At 70.1% G+C, this 20,697-nt stretch carries 22 protein-coding genes and 1 tRNA gene; 15 read left to right on the top strand and 8 right to left on the bottom strand.

What is annotated here, in order from left to right; all coding sequences use genetic code 11:
* Nucleotides 1-328: 328 nt before the first annotated feature.
* The 5 genes from FKV25_RS07840 to FKV25_RS07820 all read right to left on the bottom strand — a co-directional run bounded on the left by FKV25_RS07840 (nucleotide 329) and on the right by FKV25_RS07820 (nucleotide 4,418).
* Nucleotides 329-871, bottom strand: a complete 543-nt coding sequence (locus FKV25_RS07840) for a magnesium and cobalt transport protein CorA (protein ID WP_141518234.1) — start codon at nucleotides 869-871, stop codon at nucleotides 329-331.
* Between the two features lie 80 nt (nucleotides 872-951).
* Nucleotides 952-1,863: a 30S ribosomal protein S6--L-glutamate ligase gene (rimK, locus tag FKV25_RS07835; RefSeq protein WP_141518233.1), complete on the bottom strand. Its 912-nt coding sequence runs from the start codon at nucleotides 1,861-1,863 to the stop codon at nucleotides 952-954.
* 7 nt (nucleotides 1,864-1,870) lie between these two features.
* A complete protein-coding gene (locus FKV25_RS07830) occupies nucleotides 1,871-2,359 on the bottom strand; it encodes an ATP-dependent zinc protease family protein (RefSeq protein ID WP_141518232.1) in 489 nt (162 codons plus the stop codon).
* Between the two features lie 91 nt (nucleotides 2,360-2,450).
* A tRNA-Gly gene (locus tag FKV25_RS07825) sits at nucleotides 2,451-2,524 on the bottom strand.
* A gap of 61 nt (nucleotides 2,525-2,585) precedes the next feature.
* Entirely contained in the window at nucleotides 2,586-4,418 is a 1,833-nt protein-coding gene (locus FKV25_RS07820; protein WP_141518231.1) for an autotransporter domain-containing protein, read from the bottom strand.
* Between the two features lie 184 nt (nucleotides 4,419-4,602).
* Here FKV25_RS07820 and thiS point away from each other — a divergent pair, with 184 nt between their 5' ends.
* The 11 genes from thiS to FKV25_RS07765 all read left to right on the top strand — a co-directional run bounded on the left by thiS (nucleotide 4,603) and on the right by FKV25_RS07765 (nucleotide 15,207).
* Entirely contained in the window at nucleotides 4,603-4,803 is a 201-nt protein-coding gene (thiS, locus tag FKV25_RS07815; protein WP_141518230.1) for a sulfur carrier protein ThiS, read from the top strand.
* A gap of 108 nt (nucleotides 4,804-4,911) precedes the next feature.
* A complete protein-coding gene (locus FKV25_RS07810) occupies nucleotides 4,912-5,871 on the top strand; it encodes an acyl-CoA desaturase (protein ID WP_141518229.1) in 960 nt (319 codons plus the stop codon).
* A complete protein-coding gene (locus tag FKV25_RS07805) occupies nucleotides 5,868-7,157 on the top strand; it encodes an NAD(P)/FAD-dependent oxidoreductase (RefSeq protein WP_141518228.1) in 1,290 nt (429 codons plus the stop codon). The genes FKV25_RS07810 and FKV25_RS07805 overlap by 4 nt, the downstream gene beginning before the upstream one ends.
* Nucleotides 7,154-7,933 carry a DUF1365 domain-containing protein gene (locus FKV25_RS07800; RefSeq protein WP_141518227.1) on the top strand — a complete coding sequence of 260 codons (780 nt, stop codon included), beginning with the start codon at nucleotides 7,154-7,156 and terminating at the stop codon, nucleotides 7,931-7,933. The genes FKV25_RS07805 and FKV25_RS07800 overlap by 4 nt, the downstream gene beginning before the upstream one ends.
* Nucleotides 7,930-9,192: an SAM-dependent methyltransferase gene (locus FKV25_RS07795; protein ID WP_141518226.1), complete on the top strand. Its 1,263-nt coding sequence runs from the start codon at nucleotides 7,930-7,932 to the stop codon at nucleotides 9,190-9,192. The genes FKV25_RS07800 and FKV25_RS07795 overlap by 4 nt, the downstream gene beginning before the upstream one ends.
* A 47-nt stretch (nucleotides 9,193-9,239) precedes the next feature.
* On the top strand, nucleotides 9,240-10,010 hold the full coding sequence (locus FKV25_RS07790) for a DUF1295 domain-containing protein (protein ID WP_141518258.1): 771 nt from the start codon (nucleotides 9,240-9,242) through the stop codon (nucleotides 10,008-10,010).
* On the top strand, nucleotides 9,994-11,097 hold the full coding sequence (locus FKV25_RS07785) for an SAM-dependent methyltransferase (protein ID WP_141518225.1): 1,104 nt from the start codon (nucleotides 9,994-9,996) through the stop codon (nucleotides 11,095-11,097). Before FKV25_RS07790 ends, FKV25_RS07785 begins: the two co-directional genes overlap by 17 nt.
* Entirely contained in the window at nucleotides 11,094-11,642 is a 549-nt protein-coding gene (locus FKV25_RS07780) for a lipocalin family protein (protein ID WP_141518224.1), read from the top strand. The genes FKV25_RS07785 and FKV25_RS07780 overlap by 4 nt, the downstream gene beginning before the upstream one ends.
* Before the next feature lie 57 nt (nucleotides 11,643-11,699).
* Nucleotides 11,700-12,494 (top strand): thiazole synthase, encoded by a 795-nt coding sequence (locus tag FKV25_RS07775; RefSeq protein ID WP_141518223.1) that lies wholly within the window; start codon nucleotides 11,700-11,702, stop codon nucleotides 12,492-12,494.
* Nucleotides 12,494-13,237, top strand: a complete 744-nt coding sequence (trmB, locus tag FKV25_RS07770; RefSeq protein WP_141518222.1) for a tRNA (guanosine(46)-N7)-methyltransferase TrmB — start codon at nucleotides 12,494-12,496, stop codon at nucleotides 13,235-13,237. The genes FKV25_RS07775 and trmB overlap by 1 nt, the downstream gene beginning before the upstream one ends.
* Nucleotides 13,238-13,368: 131 nt before the next feature.
* Nucleotides 13,369-15,207: an SLC13 family permease gene (locus FKV25_RS07765; RefSeq protein WP_141518221.1), complete on the top strand. Its 1,839-nt coding sequence runs from the start codon at nucleotides 13,369-13,371 to the stop codon at nucleotides 15,205-15,207.
* A 53-nt stretch (nucleotides 15,208-15,260) separates the two neighbouring features.
* Here the strand turns inward: FKV25_RS07765 and FKV25_RS07760 are convergent, their stop codons facing one another.
* A complete protein-coding gene (locus FKV25_RS07760) occupies nucleotides 15,261-15,620 on the bottom strand; it encodes a Rieske (2Fe-2S) protein (RefSeq protein WP_141518220.1) in 360 nt (119 codons plus the stop codon).
* A gap of 87 nt (nucleotides 15,621-15,707) precedes the next feature.
* Between FKV25_RS07760 and FKV25_RS07755 the strand changes: the two genes are divergently transcribed.
* The 4 genes from FKV25_RS07755 (at nucleotide 15,708) to FKV25_RS07740 (ending at nucleotide 18,837) form a co-directional block, all read left to right on the top strand.
* Nucleotides 15,708-16,001 carry a hypothetical protein gene (locus tag FKV25_RS07755; protein ID WP_246072010.1) on the top strand — a complete coding sequence of 98 codons (294 nt, stop codon included), beginning with the start codon at nucleotides 15,708-15,710 and terminating at the stop codon, nucleotides 15,999-16,001.
* A gap of 44 nt (nucleotides 16,002-16,045) precedes the next feature.
* The gene (locus tag FKV25_RS07750) at nucleotides 16,046-16,774 is read left to right on the top strand and encodes a fumarylacetoacetate hydrolase family protein (RefSeq protein ID WP_141518219.1); all 729 of its coding nucleotides are present in this window, start codon (nucleotides 16,046-16,048) and stop codon (nucleotides 16,772-16,774) included.
* 71 nt (nucleotides 16,775-16,845) lie between these two features.
* Nucleotides 16,846-17,259: a large-conductance mechanosensitive channel protein MscL gene (gene mscL, locus FKV25_RS07745; RefSeq protein ID WP_141518218.1), complete on the top strand. Its 414-nt coding sequence runs from the start codon at nucleotides 16,846-16,848 to the stop codon at nucleotides 17,257-17,259.
* 144 nt (nucleotides 17,260-17,403) lie between these two features.
* Nucleotides 17,404-18,837, top strand: coding sequence for a M28 family peptidase (locus FKV25_RS07740; RefSeq protein WP_141518217.1), 1,434 nt, complete (start codon nucleotides 17,404-17,406; stop codon nucleotides 18,835-18,837).
* A 277-nt stretch (nucleotides 18,838-19,114) separates the two neighbouring features.
* Here FKV25_RS07740 and FKV25_RS07735 read toward each other — a convergent pair whose 3' ends face one another.
* On the bottom strand, nucleotides 19,115-19,927 hold the full coding sequence (locus tag FKV25_RS07735) for a class I SAM-dependent methyltransferase (RefSeq protein ID WP_141518216.1): 813 nt from the start codon (nucleotides 19,925-19,927) through the stop codon (nucleotides 19,115-19,117).
* Between the two features lie 29 nt (nucleotides 19,928-19,956).
* Nucleotides 19,957-20,697, bottom strand: a 741-nt coding sequence (locus FKV25_RS07730; RefSeq protein WP_246072009.1) for a TrmH family RNA methyltransferase, incomplete at its 5' end; no start/stop codon positions are given.

Raw genomic sequence — 20,697 nt, 5'->3', positions numbered from 1 at the left:
TGGTCCCCATGCGACCGCATGCCTCGATTCTGCCAGAGCGACGGGACGGCGCCGTGCAGGCGCCTTCACCCGTTCGCGGCCCGGGCCAACAAAAGGCCCAGGGACGGGACCACCGTGCCTGGGCCAAGATTGGTTCGTACTGTCCCGATACCGTAACCCGCTATGTCCATCGACTGACCTGAGGCTGACCGAACTGGAACGGGCTGAGCTGCGGTCCGGCCAAGGCTACGCGGGTGCCGATTAAGGGCTTGTTAAATACCGACGCCTCGACCTGATTCCGAATTATTGTATTTGGAATCAGTCACTTGCACATGGATCACAGAAGATGTCAATCGCCCAGGACGCTTGCGGGGGTCAGACTCCCCTGGCGAAGCGCGTCCGCACCGGCCTCCTGCTGCCGCCGGCGCTCGGCCACGGTCTGGCAGGTGCTGACGACGAAATTGCTGCCCACGCGCCGCTCCCGCTTACAGACGCGGCGACTGTCCTCGGCAGCCTGGGTCAGCAAGGTGTTGACCTTTTCCTGGGCGTTGAACAGTTCCACGCGCTGGGCCGGGGGCATCGCCTCGATGGTTCCCGACTCCGCGAGCAGGCCTTGCATGGCATCAAGCGCGGCGACGACCTCGGCGCGCGCCGACGCCGAAAGCTCGGCGTAGGTCTCGCCATCGGCGAGGTCCCGCGTGATCGCCGCGCGCTGGGCATCGAAACCTGCCCCGGCCGAACGCGTCACGTCGAGCGCGGTCACGCCATTGGCAGCGCGGACCGGCGCGGACAGGCAAAGCAAGAGGGCACAGCCAAGGACGACTGCCTTCATCACGAACTCCTTCGTTTCCCGGAATGGACTGGCCCGGCCCAATGCCGGCCCCTGGCCCATGAAGCTAGCGCGGTCGAGGCACGCGTGGCATCGCGACGGGACAACCCGCCCGATCCGGCAAAGAACCGCCGTGTGCCGACCTAGGCCTTGCGCACCTGGTTGCGCTTGGCGGCGCGGCGTTTGTGGCGCTCGGCGGAATACTTGATGATCTCGCCGGCGATGTCGATGCCGGTGGCATCCTCGATCCCCTCCAGGCCCGGCGAGGCATTGACCTCCAGCACGAGCGGGCCACGCGCGGAGCGGATCAGGTCGACGCCGGCCACCCCCAGGCCCAGGACCCGGGCCGCACGGATCGCGACGTCCTGCTCGGCGGCGGTGGCCTTCACCACCCGGGCGCGACCGCCGCGATGCAGGTTGGAGCGGAAGTCGCCCTTCGGCGCCTGGCGCTTCATGGCCGCCACGACGCGCCCGCCGACGACGAAGCAGCGCAGGTCGGCGCCCTTGGCCTCGGCGACGAACTCCTGGACCAGGAACTGCGCATACAGGCCGCGCAGGGCCTCGATGACGCCGCGGGACGCGCTCAGCTTCTCGGTCAGCATCACCCCGGCACCCTGCGTGCCTTCGTTCAACTTGATCACGTGCGGCGGGGGCCCGAGCATCGACAACAGGTCGTTGGTGTCGTCGGGGTTGTCGCCGAACACCGTGGCCGGCATGCCGATCCCCTGCGCGGCGAGCATCTGGTGGCTGCGCAGCTTGTCGCGCGCACGCAGGATCGCGTCGGAGGCGTTGGGGGTGAACGTGTCCATCAGCTCGAACTGCCGGAGCACCGCGCTGCCGTAGCGGGTCACCGACGCGCCGATGCGCGGGATCACCACGTGGTACCCGGACATGGCCCGTCCCTTGTAGTGCATCTGGAAGCCGTCGGACGCGATGCGCATGTAGCAGCGCAGCGGGTCCAGCACGCGCACGGAGTGCCCCTGTTCGCGCGCGGCTTCCGCCAATCGCCGGGTGGAATAGAGTTTTGCGTTGCGCGACAGGATCGCGAATTTCATCGGCACATCATCCGGAAGGGGAAGCCGGCGCGTCGCCCTGGGGCGGGCGGCCATGCAGGTAGGAGCGTGCCGGATCGACCGTGAACGCACGGGCCAGGGCCGTGCGCCCCAGCAGCATCGGGAACAGCATGCCGCGTCGATCCGACAGGTTGATTTCAATCTCGCGTTCGATCCCCGCCAGTCGCAGCGTCGTGCGCAGGAAGACGCGCAGCGTCCTGCGCCCGCCCGAATCGGTCACCTCGCGCTCGTCCAGGACCGGGGCGACGACATCGCGCGCCGCGCCGCCCAGGCCGGGCGAGAGCCGGAAACCGACCCAGGGTGCGCCGGCTTCGACGAAGCGCCACTGCTGGTCGACGTGGAGGGCGGAACTGCGCGCGCCGGTGTCGACCTTGGCCTTCACCGCTGCCAGCCCCAGGTCCGGCAGCGCGACCGACTCTCGCCAGCCGAGCACGACCCGGGGCGGGCGCACCGGCTTGGGGGCATGCGGATGGGTCATCGGGCCTCCTGGACCCTGGCGACGGCCGGGGCGGGCGTCGGAAAGAACAACGGCGGCACGGCCCCGTGGGACCATCGCCGCCGCCTAGATCTGGAGCGGGTGAAGGGAATCGAACCCTCGTCAGTTGCTTGGGAAGCAACAGCTCTACCATTGAGCTACACCCGCGTGGCGCAGAGTCTACGCCGCGCGGCCCGTTCCAGGCAACGCGGCGCGACGTCCCGATCGATCAGAAGGCCTTGCCCAGGCTCAGGAAGGCCGACAGGTTGTCGGTACCTTCGCGCGCGAAGGCGCCCGAAATGCCGAAATCCGCCTCCAGCCCGAAGAGGCCGGCGCGAGCGCCGAGCAGGACCGAGCCGTGGTCGCCGTCGATCTCCAGGCCGGGCACGGCGAACGGCGCCGCGCTCGGCAGCGACTGCAGTCGCGCGAAGGCCTCGCCCTCCTCGTCCTCGAACTCGTGCTCCCAGCTGACCCGGGCATAGGGACGGAAGGCCTCGCTGGCCTCGATCTCGACCTGCCAGCCCAGGCTGCCGACCAGCGAGTCATGGTTCTGTTCCGGGAACGCCATCGAGGTCGACAGGGTCGGATCGTTCTCGGCCAGCTCGTCGATGTCGATGCGCTGCGACACCAGCGATGCCACCGGGCCATGGCGCAGCGTGCCGTGCTCGAACGCATAGCCGCCTTCCACCGCCACGACCAGGCTGGTGCCGTCCGCCGAGGCCGAATGCTCGCGGGTGACCGCGCCGAGCTGGACCTTGCGGTCGAGGTCGTAATTCGACCAGTTGTACCCGACCTGGCCCGTCACCCAGGCGCGTTCGCCACGCCAGCCCAGGTAGGCACCCAGGCTGGTGTCCTCGTGGCTGAACTCGCCGAAGCGGCGGCCGAAGTCCATGGTCTGGCTGCCGTAGCCGAGGAAGCCGCCGTAGACCAGGTTGCCGCTGCGCCAGTCGATGCCGGCGGTCAGCGCCGGGCCGATGCCCTCGGCGTCGACCATCAGCCCGGCGTCCTCGTCGAATTTCTGGTAGTCGCCGCGCACGTCGGCCCAGGCGCGCATGCCCTCGCTGTCCGGACGCCCCTCGACCTGCGCGGCGACGCGCTCGGTGCGCGCCAGGCCACTGATTTCCTGCGTATACGGCATCAGGGCGACCATGCGCGGCGCCTCGAGCACGGAGATCGCGTAGTCGGCGAGGATGTTGTGCGCTTTCGAGGACGGATGCACGCCGTCGGCAAAGGCATACGTGTCCGCCGCGTCGGGGCTGACGTAGGTGCCCGGGTTGCACGTCAGCGACTGCGCGGTGATCTGCGGCTGGCAGGCGGTCCCGGTGACGTTGGTGAAGCCGTAGGGCGCGGGATTGTCGGTGATTTCCTGGAGCAGATGGAACGTGTCGAGGGGAATCACGCGCAGGCCCGATGCCGCGAGGCCGCCGAACAGGGCGTCGTTGTAGGCCGTGGACAACTGGGTGCCCTGCGCCTGGGCCAGCGGGCCCTGCGCGATGAAGCCCGGCGTACGGCCCAGGTCCGGCACGGTCGGCACGAGGATGTAGCGCGCACCCGCGCCCTGCAACGCGCCGACGATGCCGATCTGCGACGTCACCGCGGCGCCGATGGTCGGCGCGGCCGGTGCGCCGCCGGTCACGGCGAACAGGTCGTTGGCGCCGCCCCAGACCGTGTACAACGCGTTCGGATCGGCACGGCCGCCCGTGCTGGCCAGGTAGTTGCCGACCTGTGTCGCCAACGAGGGGATCGGGCCGAGTGCGCCGGTCGTGTCCGTACCCACGCGCGCGCCGCCCACGGCGTAGTTGTCGCCGCCCTGGTTGGCGCTGAAGGCCTCGTCGCCGTAGAAGTCGGCCAGGTACTCGGACCAGACCAGGCCGGGGTTGGTGGTGAACTTGCCGAGGATCGCCGCCGACGGGCCCGCCTGGCTGACCAGCGCCGGGCGGAAGTGGCCGGAGTCGGTCAGGCTGTCGCCGAAGAAGACGGTTTGCGAATAGGTCTGTGCCGCGACGGGCGCGGCGGCGATCGCCAGGGCGGCGGCCAACACGGTACGAACGGGTGCTTTCATCGGAGTTCCTGGTTTCCTGGGATGTCGTGCGCGCTTGCACGCGGTGCATGATTGTCCGCAGGCAGGACATACGCTAGCGGATGGCGCATCCAAGCACGCCCCGGGGCGGCGACTCAAGCCGCAGTGCGTCATGGGGGACGCGCGCCGACTTCCCAGCCGCCGCGCATGGCGGGACAATGGCGGCATGGACATCCAACTCAATGGCGAGGCCCGCGACCTCCCCGCCGGCACCACCGTCTCGATGCTGCTCGCGAGCGAGGGCCTGGCGGAACGGCGCGTGGCGGTCGAGGTCAATGGCGAGATCGTGCCGCGCGGCCGGCATGCCGGGCACCCGCTGGCCGAGGGCGACCGGGTGGAGATCGTGCACGCCCTCGGCGGCGGCTGAGGCCGCACGTGCCGGCGAGCGCGCCGCCCGCAAGGCGTTGTCCCGCTCGCATGCATCCGCTTGACGCGGGATTGCGTATTCCTGTCCAGACGAAGACAGGAGCGCCCCATGCCGAATACCCGCGCCGAGCCGCGCGAAGCCAGCCCCGGTCGAACGCATCGATGGCGATCGATACTGCGCTGGTTCGACACCGCGGACGCGCAGGGTTACGAACCGGATGGCGATCGCGTCGACTGGCTGCGCGCGACGCCCTTCATCGGCATGCACCTGGCGTGCCTGGCGGTGCCCTGGGTCGGCGTGTCTGTCGTCGCGATCCTCGTGGCGGTCGCGCTGTACGCCGTGCGCATGTTCGCGCTCACCGCTTTCTACCATCGCTATTTCTCGCACCGTACCTTCGGCGCCTCGCGTGCCGTCCAGTTCCTGGGCGCGCTGGTCGGGGCATCGTGCGTGCAGCGCGGCCCCCTGTGGTGGGCCGCCCACCACCGCAACCACCACCGGCACGCGGACACCGATCAGGACCCGCATTCGCCGCGCATCCGTGGTTTCGTCCACAGCCACGTCGGCTGGTTCCTGAGTCCGCGGGGCTTCCACACCGACTGGGCGCGCATCCCTGACCTGGCCCGCTACCCGGAGCTGCGCTTGCTCGACCGCTTCGACCTGCTCGTGCCGGTGGGGCTGGCCGCCGCCGTCTACGGCCTGGGCGCGCTGCTTGAACGGGTCGTGCCGCAATGGGGCACCAACGGTCCCCAGATGCTGGTGTGGGGCTTCTTCGTCTCCACCGTCGTGCTCTTCCATGCGACCGTCACCATCAACTCGCTCGCCCATCGCTATGGCAGCCGCCGCTTCGACACCCGCGACGACAGCCGCAACAACGCCTGGCTGGCGCTGCTGACCTTCGGCGAGGGCTGGCACAACAACCACCACTTCTTCCCCGGCTCGGCACGCCAGGGCTTCCGCTGGTGGGAGATCGACCTGACCTGGTACGGCCTGCGCGCATTGGCGGCGATCGGCGTGGTGCACGGTCTCAAGCCCGTCCCGGCCTGGGTCGCGGAAAGGGCACGACGATGAGCCAGCGCATCGCCGTCGTCGGCGCGGGCATCGCCGGCCTCGCCAGTGCCTGGTGGCTGTCGCGACGCCACGAGGTCGTCCTGTTCGAATCGCAGGCGCGCCTGGGCGGCCACACCCATACCCACGAGATCGAGCGCGATGGCGAACGACACGCGGTCGATACCGGCTTCATCGTCTTCAACCGGTCGAACTATCCGCTGCTCGATGCCCTGTTCGACACCCTGGACGTGGCGTCGCGGCCCACCACGATGAGCTTCTCGGTGCACAGCGAGGCCAGCGGCATCGAATACAACGCCAGCACGCTCGATGGCCTGTTCTGCCAGCGCCGCAACCTGGCCTCGCCGCGCTTCCTGCGCATGGTCGCCGACATCCTGCGCTTCAACCGCGAGGCGCCGGCGCTGCTGCAGTCGCCCGGCGACGACCCGACGCTGGGCGAGTACCTGGTGCGCCATCGCTACGGTACCGCTTTCCGCGACGAGCACCTGGTGCCGATGGCCTCTGCACTGTGGTCGTCCCCGCCGAGGAAGATCCTCGAGTTCCCGATGCGCTTCCTGGTGCGCTTCCTGCAGAACCACCAGATGCTGCAGGTGTCGGGTCGACCGCAATGGCGCGTGGTGGAAGGCGGATCCTCGACCTACATCCGCGCCATGCAGGCGCGCTGGCAGGTCGACGAACGCCTCGCCTGCCCGGTGGAGTCCGTGCGCCGCGACCGCGCCGGCGTCGAGATCCGCCATGCCGGGGGGCGCGAGCGCTTCGACCAGGTCGTGCTGGCCTGCCACAGCGACGATGCACTCCGCCTGCTGCGTGACGCCAGCGCCGACGAACGCGAGATCCTGGGCGCGATCCGCTACCAGGCCAACGATGCCGTCCTGCATGGCGACACCCGCCTGCTGCCCGCCGACCCCAGGGCCTGGGCCGCCTGGAACGCACACGTGCCGGCCCGCGAAGGCGCCCCGTGCACGGTCACCTACCACATGAACCTGCTGCAGGGCATCGAGTCGCGGCACCCGTTCCTGGTGACCCTCAACCGGAACGCCGCGATCGACGAGGCCAAGGTGCTCAGGCGGATGAAGTACCGCCATCCGCTGCACGACCATGCCGCGGTCGCGGCGCGGGCCCGCCGCGGCGAGATCCAGGGCCGCCGCCATACCTGGTTCGCCGGCGCCTACTGGGGCTGGGGCTTCCACGAGGACGGCATGCGCAGCGCGCACGAGGTGGCCTCGGCCTTCGGCGTCGCGCCCGGCCAGGCCGACGGCAGGGCCGAACGCCAGGGCGAGGCCGCATGAGCGGCGGACTGGCCAGCGCGGTCTACGAAGGGCGGGTCCACCACCGGCGACACCGCCCCACCCTGCATGCCTTCTCGCATGGCCTGGGCCAGCTGTGGCTGGACCTGGACGAGGTCGACCGCGTGTTCGACCGGCACTGGCTGTGGTCGGTGGACCGGCGCAACGTCGCCGAGTTCCGGCGCCGCGACTACCTCGGCGGCGACGACGGCATGCCGCTGGCCGAGAGCGTGCGCAGCCGCGTGTGCGCGGCCATCGGCCACGCGCCGACCGGCCCGGTCCGCCTGTTGACCCATCCGCGCTACTTCGGCCACGTATTCAACCCGGTCAGCTTCTACTACTGCTACCGGGCCGACGGCGTGTCGCTGGACGCGGTCCTGGCGGAGATCACCAACACGCCCTGGCAGGAACGCCATGCCTATGTCCTCGACGTCGGCGATGCGCAGCGACGCGGCAACGTCCTGGAATGGGACTTCGACAAGCGCTTCCATGTATCGCCCTTCATGGCGATGGCGCGCCGTTATCGCTGGCGCTTCACCGTGCCGGGCGAGGTCCTCGGCGTGCACATGCAGGCGCGCGAGGGCGAGGACCGCGAATTCGACGCGACGCTGTCGCTCAAGCGCCGTCCGCTCGACGGCCGCGCGCTGGCCCGCCTGCTCTGGCGCTACCCGCTGATGACCGCTCAGGTCGTCGGCGCGATCCACTGGCAGGCCCTGCGCCTGTGGCTCAAGCGCACGCCCGTACACGACCATCCGCGCCACGCCGGAGAGACCCGATGACCGAAGCCGTAACCCGGATCGACGACCCCGCCCGCTATTCGACGCTGGACCGCTTCCTGCGCGAACGCCTCCTCGCGATGTTCGCGACACTGGACCATGGCGGCCTGACGCTCGTCGATGGCCTGGGCACCTCGCGCTTCGGCGGTGCCGCGCCCGATGGCCTGGAAGCCACGGTCCGGATCAACGATCCGGCGTTCTACCGGGCGGTCGCCGCGCGCGGCAGCGTGGGGGCCGGCGAGGCCTACATCGAGGGGCACTGGGAATGCAGCGACCTGGTCGCGCTGGTTCGCCTGCTGGTGCGCAATCGCGACCTGCTCGACGGCATGGAGGGCGGGCTGGCCCGCCTGGGCGGCTGGATGCTGCGCGCCTGGCACGCACTGCAGCGCAACACGCGCGAGGGCAGCCGGCGCAACATCACCGCCCACTACGACCTCGGCAACGAATTCTTCGGCCTGTTCCTCTCCCCCGACCTGATGTACTCGTCGGCCCTGTTCGAATCCGGGGACGAGCCGCTCGAGGCTGCGTCGCGGCGCAAGCTGGAGGCGATCTGCGCCCACCTCGAGCTCCGGCCCGGCGACCGGGTGGTGGAGATCGGCACGGGCTGGGGCGGCTTCGCCCTGCACGCCGCGCGCCACCACGGGTGCCACGTCACCACGACGACGATCTCCCGCGAGCAGCATGCGCTGGCCAGCGAGCGCGTGGCCGCGGCGGGACTACAGGACCGCGTCACCCTGTTGCTGGACGATTACCGCGACCTCCAGGGCAGCTACGACAAGCTGGTCTCGATCGAGATGATCGAGGCCGTCGGCGCGGACTACCTGGACACCTACTTCGCCACCCTCGGGCGCCTGCTGGCGCCGGGCGGACGGGCCGTGCTGCAGGCCATCACCATCGAGGACCACCGCTATGCGCAGGCCCGCGACTCGGTGGACTTCATCAAGCGCTTCGTATTCCCCGGCAGCTTCATCCCGTCGATCAGCGCCATGCTCGATGCCAAGGCACGCAACACCGACCTGCAACTGCTGCGCATGGAGGACTTCGGCCCCTCCTACGCGCTGACCCTGCGTGCGTGGCGCCAGCGCTTCCTGGCCCGGCTGCCCGAAGTCCGGGCGCAGGGCTTCGACGAGCGCTTCATCCGCATGTGGACCTTCTACCTGGCGTATTGCGAGGGCGGCTTCCTGGAGCGCGCCACCGGCGTTGCCCACCTGGTCATGGGCCGCCCGGACCGGCGCGGCATGGTCGTTGGGGCGGCGGCGTGAGCACCTTCTCCGATCTCCTGGTGGTGTGGGTCCTGGCCGCGCTGGCGATGGCCGTGGCCTGGACCTGGCAGCGGCGCCACGCCAACACGGGCATCGTCGACGTGGTCTGGGCCGGGGGCGTTGGTGCCTCGGCGGTGGTCCTCGCCGCGCTGGGCACCGGCGCCCTCCTGCCACGGGTACTGCTGGCCATGCTCGGCGGGCTGTGGGGATTCCGCCTGGCGCGCCACCTCTGGCAGCGCGTCCGGGACGAAGACGAAGACGGTCGCTACGCCTACCTGCGCCGGCACTGGAACGGCCACCAGGGCTTGTTCTTCCTGTTCTTCCAGGCACAGGCCCTGCTGGTGGTGCTGTTCGCGCTGCCCTTCCTGGCCGTGGCCGCCAACCCGGCCGACGGCTTCGGGGTCTGGACCGTGGCGGCCATCGCGACCTGGGGGCTTGCCGTGGCGGGCGAAGCGGTCGCGGACCGTCAACTGGCGCGCTTCCGCGCCGATCCGGGCAACCGCGGCCGCGTCTGCCGGAGCGGGCTCTGGCGCTACTCGCGCCATCCGAACTACTTCTTCGAGTGGCTGCACTGGTTCGCCTACGTGTGCCTGGCCGTCGGTTCTCCCGTCGCATGGCTGGCCTGGGCCGGCCCCCTCGTGATGTACGCGTTCCTGCGCTGGATCAGCGGCATCCCCTTCACCGAGGCCCAGGCCTTGCGCAGCCGTGGCGAGGACTATCGCCGCTACCAGCAAACCACGCCGATGCTGTTTCCGTGGTTCCCGCGCTCGCCTTCCTCCCCCACGTCCCAGCGAGGTCATCATGAACGCGCGGATTGAGTCCACCCTCCATCACGAGCGCCCCGGGCCCGGCCTGATCGGACTGGCCGAACGCGGCTGGATCCCCGACACGCTGCTCCGGCACGGCATCCGGCGCCTGTGCCGACAGCGCCTGCACGAAGAGCGCGCCGGGGGCTGGGCCGGCGAAGCACGCCGGTTCGAGGCACGCCTGGCCATGCTCCGCGGCAGCCCGGTGGCCATCCATGCCGACGCCGCCAACGCCCAGCACTACGAGCTGCCGCCGGAGTTCTTCAGGCTCTGCCTGGGCAACCGGCTGAAGTACTCGGCCTGCTACTACCCGGAGGGCAACGAAAGCCTGGACGAAGCCGAGGAGGCGATGCTCGCGCTCTACGGCGAGCGGGCCGGACTGGTGGACGGCCAGGACATCCTGGAGCTGGGCTGCGGCTGGGGCTCGCTGACGCTGTGGATGGCCGAGCGCTACCCCAACGCCCGGATCACCGCGGTGTCCAATTCGGCGGCGCAGCGCGAGCACATCCGCGCCCAGTGCCACCAGCGCGGCTTCGACCACGTGCGGGTCATCACCGAGGACGTCAACGTGCTGGAGCTCGACGCGGCGGCCTACGACCGCTGCGTGTCGGTCGAGATGTTCGAGCACGTGCGCAACTACGCCGTCCTGATGGAGCGCATCGCCGGCTGGCTGCGACCGGGCGGCAAGCTCTTCGTGCACGTGTTCCTGAATCGCACGCTGATGTATCCGTTCGAGACCGAGGGCGAGGACAACTGGATGGGCCGCCATTTCTTCACCGGCGGACTGATGCCGTCGGCCGATACCCTGGCCTGGTTCCAGGACCACCTGTCGCTGGAGCGCCGCTGGCTGCTGGACGGGCGCCACTATGCCCGCACGGCGAACCAGTGGCTGTCGCGGCAGGACCGCCATGGCGATGCCGTAAAGGAGGTGCTGGCACGGGTGCACGGCGAGGCGCAGGCCACGCTCTGGGTGCAACGCTGGCGCATGTTCTGGATGGCCTGCGCGGAGATGTTCGACTACGACGGCGGCCGCGAGTGGGGCGTGGGCCACTTCCTCTTCAGCCGCCCCGGCGGCGCCCACGCGGGTACCGGCCGATGAGCGCGTTCCCCGCGGTACTGCGTCCGCGCATCCTCGCCTTGCTGTGCGCGGCGATGCTCGCCGGCTGCGCCCACCAGGCACCGACCATCACGCCAGTGGACTCGGTCGAGCTCCCGCGCTTCATGGGGACCTGGTACGTCATCGCGCACATCCCGACCTTCGTCGAGCGCGACGCCTACAACGCGGTCGAGCGTTACGAACTCGACGACGAGGGCCGGATCCGCACCACCTACACGCAGCGCAAGGGCGGCTTCGACGCCGAGGAATCGGCCATGCACCCCATCGGCCGCGTCGTGCCCGGCACCGGCGACGCCGTGTGGACGATGCAGTTCGTGTGGCCCATCCGGGCCGAGTACGTGATCACCTACGTCGACGCCGGCTATACCCAGACGATCATCGGGCGCAGCAAGCGCGACCATGCCTGGATCATGGCGCGCACGCCGAGCATCCCCGAAGCCGACTACCAGGCCCACCTGCAACGCCTGCGGGAGATGGGGTATTCGCTCGAGGACCTGCGCCGGGTCCCGCAGCGCTGGCCCGAGTAACACCATCGGACCGCCGCGCGGCGCCCCCGCGCGGCCGGGTGGTGCGATAATGGGCGGATGAACGCCCCACACCGCATCGATCCGCTCGTCATCGCCGGGAAAAGCTACGGCTCCCGCCTGCTCACCGGCACCGGCAAGTTCAAGGACCTGGAAGAAACCCGGCTGGCCACCGAGGCCGCCGCCGCCGAGATCGTCACCGTCGCCATCCGGCGTACGAACATCGGCCAGGCGCCGGGTGAACCGAACCTGCTCGACGTCCTGCCGCCCGACCGCTACACGCTGCTGCCCAACACCGCCGGCTGCTATACCGCCGAGGAGGCCGTCCGGACCTGCCGGCTGGCCCGCGAACTGCTCGACGGGCACGCCCTGGTGAAGCTCGAGGTCCTCGGCGACCAGAAGACGCTGTTCCCGGACGTCGTCGCCACCCTGCAGGCGGCGGAGACCCTGGTGGCCGAGGGCTTCCAGGTCATGGTCTATACCTCCGACGATCCCATCCTGGCCAAGCGCCTGGAGGCCATCGGCTGCGTGGCGGTGATGCCGCTGGCGGCGCCGATCGGCTCCGGCCTGGGGGTCCAGAACCGCTACAACCTGATGGAGATCGTCGAGAACGCGAGCGTCCCGATCATCGTCGATGCCGGCGTCGGCACCGCATCGGATGCCGCCATCGCGATGGAACTGGGTTGCGACGGCGTGCTCATGAACACCGCCATCGCCGGCGCCCGCGACCCGCTGCTCATGGCCCACGCGATGAAGCTGGCCGTGGAAGCCGGTCGCGCCGCGTTCAAGGCCGGCCGCATCCCGCGCAAGCGCTACGCCTCGGCATCCAGCCCGGTGGACGGCCTGGTCGGCTGATGAGCGACGCGCCCGACACGCCGGCCGGCAAGACCCCGCCCAAGCCTTTCACCGTGCACGAGGGGCAACGGCAGATCCGCAGTTTCGTGCTCCGGCAGGGGCGCTTCACGCCGGCCCAGCAGCGCGCGTTCGACCAGGCCTGGCCGCGCTTCGGCCTCGACTACCAGGGCCGGCCCCGGGACTTCGACGCTGTGTTCGGGCGCGTGGCGCCGCGGGTGATGGAGATCGGCTTCGGCAACGGCGAGGCGCTGCGCTTCGCGGCCCGCCAGGACCCCTCGCGCGACTACCTCGGCCTGGAGGTGCATGCGCCCGGCGTGGGCCGCCTGCTCAACGCGCTGGCCGAGGACGGCAGCGACAACGTCCGGGTCTACCACCACGATGCGGTCGAGGTGCTGGAGCACGAAGTCGCCGACGGCAGCCTCGACGAGATCCGCATCTATTTCCCCGATCCGTGGCACAAGAAGCGCCACAACAAGCGCCGCCTCGTGCAGCCCGGCTTCGCCGGCCTGCTGGTGCGCAAGCTGGCCAGCGGCGGCCGCTTGCACCTGGCCACCGATTGGCAGGACTATGCCGAACACATGTGGGACGTCCTCGATGCCACCCCCGGCCTGGAGAACCGCGCCGGTGCGCGGGGATCGGTGCCGCGGCCGGCGTGGCGCCCGCAGACACACTTCGAGACGCGGGGCCAGAAACTGGGCCACGGCGTCTGGGACCTGCTCTACGACAAGGCACGGGATGCGTGATTCGTGGTTCGTGATCCGGCAAACACGCGGCAACCGGTAGTCTCGGTCGAAGCTCACGACTCCCGCATCGGCGCACGGCGGCACCGACCCTGCCGCGCGCCACGATCCGGTCACAGGCACGCACGGACCTGATGGACACCACGCTGGCGCTCACCACCGACATGAAGCTCGTCCTCGGGCTGGTGGGCTTCACGATGGTGATGTTCCTGTTCGAGCGCATCCGCGCCGACGTCGTGGCGCTGGTCGTGCTGGTGCTGCTGGGCCTGTCGGGCCTGGTGGCACCGGACGAACTGTTCAACGGCTTCTCGGGCCAGGCGGTCATCAGCGTCATCGCGACGATGATCCTCGGTGCCGGCCTCGACCGCACCGGCGCGCTCAACCGCCTGGCGGCATGGCTGCTGCGGCGCGCGCACGGGGTCGAGCAGCGGCTGATGCTGCTGACCGGGGCGATCGCGGGACTCAACTCCTCCTTCATGCAGAACCCGGCGGTGATGGCGTTGTACCTGCCGGTCGCCTCCCGCCTGTCCTCGCGCACCGGCCTCTCGCTGCCGCGCCTGCTGCTGCCGATCGCCGCCGCGATCATGATGGGCAGTGCGCTGACGATGGTCGGCAACTCGCCGTTGATCCTGCTCAACGACCTCCTCGTCGCCGCCAACAGCAACCTGCCCTCCGGTGCGGCCACGCTGGAACCGCTGAAGATGTTCGCGCCCCTGCCGATCGGCCTGACCCTGCTGGCGGCGGCGCTGGCGTACTTCCACTTCTTCGGCCACCGGCTCGAACGCGATGATGCCGGCAAGGGCGTGACGCCCGCGCGCACCCAGAGTTACTTCGCCAAGGCCTACGGCATCGAGGGCGACGTCTACGAACTGACGGTCACCGCCGAGAGCCCCCTGGTCGGCATGTCGCTGGGCGAAGCCGAGACCCTGCATGGCGTACCGCTGCTGCTCGCGCTCAAGAGCAACAACGAGGAGCGCCTGGCGCCCCCCGCCGATACCCGCATCTGGGTCGGCAGCGTGCTCGGCGCGATGGGCCCCAAGCAGCAGGTGGCGGACTTCGCGCAGAACAACTTCCTGCGCCTGACCTCGCGCCTGCGCAATTTCGGCGACCTCTTCAACCCCAGTCGCGCCGGCATCTCCGAGGCCGTGATCCCGCCGACGTCGAGCTTCATCGGCAAGACCGGCCGCGAGCTCGAGCTGCGCAAGCAGCGCGGCATCAGCCTGCTGGCGATCAACCGCGAAAAGGACGTGCTGCGCGAGGACGTGCGCAACCAGCCGCTGCGCTCGGGCGACATGCTGGTCCTGCACAGCATCTGGACCGACCTGGCCAAGGCCGCGGCCGGCAAGGACCTGGTGGTGGTCACCGACTATCCCAAGGGCGAGCAGCGACCGCACAAGTTCAAGATCGCGATGGGCATCTTCGCCGTCGCCATGCTGCTTGCGCTGTCCTCGCGCCTGCCGGTCTCGCTGGCGCTGATGGCCGGGGTGGCGGGAATGCTGATCGCCGGTGTCATCCACATCGACGAGGCTTACTCGGCGATCAACTGGAAGACCGTGTTCATGATGGCCTGCCTGATCCCGCTGGGTTGGGCGATGGATTCCAGCGGCGCGGCGGCCTGGGTCGCCGGCCACAGCATCGAGCAGCTCCCGCGCGGCACGCCGGTGTGGATCATGCAATTGCTGCTGGGGCTGTTGACGACCGCGTTCTCGCTGGTGATCAGCCACGTCGGCGCGACGATCGTGGTGGTCCCCCTGGCGATCAACATCGCCCTCGCCGCAGGGGGCAACCCGACCGCTTTCGCCCTGATCGTGGCCTTGTCAGCGTCCAACAACTTCATGACCGCATCCAACCCGGTCATCTCGATGATCACCGGCCCGGCCGGCTATTCGGGCAAGGAACTGTGGCGGATTGGCGCGCCGCTCTCGCTGGTCTACACCACCATCACGGTGCTGATGGTCAACCTGCTGTTCTAGGACGCTCCCGGACGCGGCACGCCACCGCGCATCGCCGGCCAGCGCCTGGCCCCCTAGCCCAGCCAGACCGCGCCGTGGCGTACCTGCACCTTCACTTCGCGCAGGGATTCACCGCGGCAAGGTCCCGCCACGCACTCGCCGCGGTCCAGCTCGAAGCTGGCGCCGTGCGCCGCGCAGACCAGCAGGCCTTCCTTGCTCCGGAGGAACTGGCCGGGCGACCAGTCCAGGCGCCGGCCGGCGTGCGGGCAGATGTTGAGCCAGCCGCGCACCACGTCGCCTTCGCGGAACAGGACGAGCGATTCCGCATCGCCGTCGAGCACGGCCTCCACCTCCACGAGCCCACCGTCGGGCAGGCGTTCGAGCGCCAGCAGCGGCGCGGTCGAACCGTCTGAATCCTGACTGCCATCACGCATCGTTAACGAATCCATTACACGGAGAACCGGTCGCCGTCCGATACTCGTCGCTCGGCGATGTTGCCGCATTGTGTCACGACGTATCGAATGTCCGCTTACGCTTTCCGCTTCGATCCCAGCTGGATCCGCTCACGCGTCCACGCCGCCGCCTCGCCGCGCAAGCCGCGGCAGCGCTGGTTGCGCGTCGCCTTCGGCGTCGTTGGCGTGGCCCTGCTGGCCGTGCTGGTGATGTTCAGCGTGGTCGTGGGCGCGGCGATGATCGCCATCGGGCTGTTGTTCCGCCTGTGGCAGCAGCGCGGCAAGCCGGTGGCCCGCGACAGCCGGGTCATGGACGGCGAGTACCGGGTGCTGGAAAAACACCGCCTGCCGCCGGTACGCTGACCGCCCCGGGTCCGTCGCGGCCCAGCACCAAGAGCCACCCCCCCATGGGCGACGTCATCCAGGCGCCGGCAGTGCCGCGCGTCCCCGTCCTGATCGACGGCAACGCTTCTTCCGAACACTTCCCGGTCCGCCGGATCTACTGCGTGGGCCGCAATTTCGCCGACCATGCACGCGAAATGGGCGCCGTCGCCCCCGCCAGCCGCGAAGCGCGCGGGCAGCCGGTGTTCTTCCTCAAACCCGCCGACGCGATCGTGATCGATGGCCAGGTGCCCTACCCGCCCGGCACGCGTGAACTGCACCACGAGGTCGAACTGGTCGTCGCGCTCGGTGCCGACGCGCCCACCGGCGTGCTGGACCCTGCCGATGCCGGCGCGCTGGTGTACGGCTACGCGCTCGGCCTGGACCTGACCCGGCGCGACCTGCAGGCGGCCGCCAAGGCCAAGGGCCTGCCGTGGGACACCGGCAAGTCCTTCGACCATGCCGCGCCGATCGGCGCCCTGTGCCCGGCCACGACGCTCGGCCCGCTCGACGGCCGCGCGATCCGCCTGGAGGTCAATGGCGAGCTCCGCCAGCAGGGCTCGCTCGACGACCTCATCTGGACCGTGCCGGAGATCCTGCACGAGCTGTCCCGCCTGTACGCGCTGCGCGCGGGCGACCTGGTCTTCATGGGCACCCCTGCCGGCGTCGGCCCCCTGCAGCCGGGCGATCGCTTCGAAGCCACGCTCGACGGCCTGCCGTCGCTGTCGGGCCGGATCCTGCCCGCGACGGGCTGATCCCCGCCGGCCACGAGCCCTGCCCCGATTCGGGTAGTCTCCCGGTATCCACCACACACGAGGAGCTCCCGATGGGCATGGTCAGCGAATTCAAGGCGTTCATCGCACGCGGCAACGTGATCGACCTGGCGGTCGCCGTGGTGATCGGCGCGGCCTTCGGCAAGATCGTCACGGCGCTGGTCAATGGCATCGTCATGCCCGTGCTGGCCACCCTGACGGGCGGGGTCAACGTCAGCGAATGGAAGATCGTGCTCGACCCGGCCACCGTGGATGCCGCGGGCAACGAAGTCGCCGAGGTCGCGATCAGCTACGGCATGTTCATCCAGAGCATCATCGACTTCCTGCTGATCGCCTTCGTGATCTTCCTGTTCGTGAAAGCCTACAACCGCCTCAAGAGGGCCGAGGAAGCGGCGGAGGAAACCCCCGCCGAGCCGACCGAGGAGGTCCTGCTGCTGCGCGAGATCCGCGACTCGCTGCGGAAATGACCCGCTCGTCTCCAACCTCGCACGGGATTGCAGGCTGCGGCACAAAACGCTCAAGCCACGCATGACTTGAGGCACCCCGGCCGAAGCCGCGCGCTTGCTAAGCTCGCGGCTTCGTCTTTTTTCCGGCCCCTCGTGGAGAACCCCATGCACAAGACCCTGCTGGCCCTGGCCACTGCCCTGCTCCTGTCGAGCACCGTCGCGACCGGCCCCGTCCTTGCAGGCGAGAGCGAGACCCGTATCGGCGTCGAAGCGCACGAGGTGGTGCCGGGCCTGCGCGACGCCGCCCTGCGCAGCGACCTCGCGTACCGGGTGGTCGAGTCACTGACCACCGAAGTCGGTCCGCGCCTGGCCGGCAGCGAAGCCGACGCGCGCGCCGTCGCCTGGGCCGAGGCCAAGTTCCATGAGCTGGGCTTCGACAAGGTCTGGAAGGAGCCGGTCACCTTTCCGAAGTGGGAGCGCCGCAGCGAACACGCTCGCGTGCTGGGTGCAAACGCGCAGCCACTGACGATCACCGCCCTGGGCGGCAGCCCCGGCGGCACCGTCGAGGGCGAGGTGGTGCGCTTCGCCGACCTGGCCGCGCTGGAGGCCGCGCCGGCCGGATCGCTGGCCGGCAAGATCGCCTTCGTCGACTACCGCATGGAGCGCGCACGCGATGGCGCGGGCTACGGCCCGGGCAGCCGCGTCCGCAGCCGCGGCCCTTCGGCGGCCATCCGCGCGGGCGCGGCCGGCTACGTCATGCGTTCGGCCGGCACCGACTCGCACCGCAACCCGCATACCGGCATCACCCGTTTCGACGAGGGCCTGCAGCCGATCCCCTCGGCCGCGCTTTCGGTCCCCGACGCCGACCAGCTGGCCCGCCTGGTGGCCCGCGGCACGACGCGCCTGCAGCTCGCGCTGGACTGCGGCTGGACGGGCACGGCCACCTCCTACAACGTCATCGGCCAGATCAACGGCAGCGAGCGTCCGGAGGAGGTGGTGGTGATCGGCGGCCACCTGGATTCCTGGGACCTGGGCACCGGTGCGGTCGACGATGGCGCAGGCGTGGGCATCACCATGGCCGCTGGCGCGCTGATCGGCCAGCTGCCTGCCCCGCCCGCACGCAGCATCCGCGTGGTGGCCTTCGCCAACGAAGAACAGGGCCTGTACGGCGGCAAGGCGTACGCCGAGGCCCACAAGGACGAGGTGGGCCTGCACGTGATCGGCGCGGAAAGCGACTTCGGCGCCGGCCGCATCTACGGTTACTCGAGCTCGGCGCCGGCGTATGCCGAGCCTGCCGACAAGGCGATCGCCGAGGCCCTGGCGCCGCTGGGCATCGTGCACATGCCCGGCGAGGGCGGCCCGGGGCCCGACATCGGCCCGATGGCGGCCAACGGCGTGGCCTGGGCGCGCCTGGCGCAGGATGGGACCGACTACTTCGACCTGCACCACACGCCGGACGACACCTTCGACAAGATCGACCCCGAGGCACTCGCGCAGAATGTCGCCGCGTATGCGGTCTTTGCCTACCTGGCGGCATCGAACGAGGTCCAACACGGCTTCGGCAGCGCACCCCGGGACACGCCCCCCGCGGAAGACTGAGCCGGCCCGGGACGCACCCGCGGCGCCGACCTGGCGTCGCGGGGAGGCGCGTCGTGAACGGGACGGGCGCGGAACGCCCATCGCAGGCCAGGGGCAATGCCATGTCGTTCGAGCCCCTTGCCGGCCGGACCTTCACCGGCGCGGCCGCACAGCAACACCCAGGTCGTGGACGGAGCCCCCGCCATGCAGGCCGCGCTCGAGGTGGCCAGCGCGGCCCGGTACCTCGCCTGCATGCGGCCCCTCGAGGTGGCCGCGACGGGCGCCTGCAGGCGCCCGCCTAACGCCGGGCAACCAGCACCCACTGTCCCTGGGGCAACCCCGCCGCCGGGTCATGGACCCGGTATGCCGCTGCCTCGTGGAAACCAGCCGCTCGAAGGTCTTCCAGCAGTTGCCAGCCAAAATGATGGAAGCACACGACGCCGCCACTGAGCGGGTCGCCATGGTATTCGGGCGCGCCGAAGTGCTCGATCCCGCCGCCGGCACGGGGCCGGGCGATGCGCCGGTTGCACGCCTGCGAGTCGTGGAAGGGCAGCGTGAGGACGAGCACCCCGCCTGGCCGCAGGACCCGCGCGAATTCACGCAACGCCGCCGGATAGTCGGACACGTGCTCCAGCACGTCGAGGCTCAGGACGCCATCGCATGATTCGCCGGGGTCGTCGAGCGCAGTCACGTCGCCATGCCGCACGAGTACCGCCGCGCCATGCCGCCACAACCATGCGGACAGGCGCAGCCGTTGCCGGAAACCACGCAGGTACTCGCTGCCGTGCAAACGCCGCACTCGTCGCCCCAGCGCCAGGAACAGCCGGCTGGCCTGCTCGGTGATGCGCACCGTCGACGATGATGGCACCGCCAGCAATGCCAGCAGCGCATGCGTTGCCGCACGCTGCCGGGCGTTGCAACCGCAGGACAGGCACGCAAGGCCCTCGCGCATGTTGCCATCGGCGTTGGCGAATCCACGCCGCGCGCCGCAGACCCCACACAGGCCCGGCAGGTGCTGCAGGCGGATCGCTTCGGCGACGGACGCGGCCTCCCCGAGGGCGATACGAGATGCGTCGGTGCGCCAATCGGCCAGGTTCGACCAGCGATGCATGCCAGCAGGTTCGACCATCCGCACTGGCCTCAGTGGCGCATGCGCCAAGCCGCCATCAACACGGCGCTGGCGGCGGCCACGTTCAGGCTCTCCACCGCGCCCGTGCCCGGGATCGAGAGCCGCATCTCGCAGGCCTGCGCGAGCTCACGGTCCATGCCCTCGCCCTCCGCGCCGAGCACCAGCACGAGGCGTTCGGGCAGCGTCGCATCGAACACGCTCTGCCCGCCTGCCACGACCGTCGCGGCAAGCTGGAAGCCGGCGCCACGGAGCTGGGCCAGCCCGTTTTCAGGCCGCCCCAGGCGTACCTCCGGCACCGCTTCGGCGCCGCCTTCGGCCACCCGCGCCGCCGCACCCGAAAGGGCGAGCGTCGAATGGCGCGGCAGCAGGATGGCGGACACGCCGAAGTGCGCCGCCGAGCGCAGGATCGCGCCGTAGTTGTGGGGATTGCCCACGCCGTCCAGCCAGATGGCAAGCTGCGGCCCGGCATCGAGCATCGCCAGCCAGTCCGACAGGTCGAGCGCGGGCGTGCGGAGCACGTCGGCCACGACGCCCTCATGGTGGCTGCTGGCGGCGAGCCTGCGCAGGTCGTCCTCGGCAACGACCCGGTAGCCGATGCGATGCGCCGCGCACCACTTCAGCAGCGGCTGCAGGTCCGGGATGCGCGATTCGGCCAGGTACAACTTGCGCAATGCGTCTGGACGGCGGGCGAACATCGCGCGCACGGCATTGAGGCCGTACAGGCGAAGTTCGCGCTGGGCGGCCGGCGCTTC

It is taken from the genome of Marilutibacter aestuarii (assembly GCF_006546775.1).
Lineage (GTDB): Bacteria > Pseudomonadota > Gammaproteobacteria > Xanthomonadales > Xanthomonadaceae > Marilutibacter > Marilutibacter aestuarii.
This window is presented reverse-complemented; position numbering and strand designations above follow the sequence as displayed.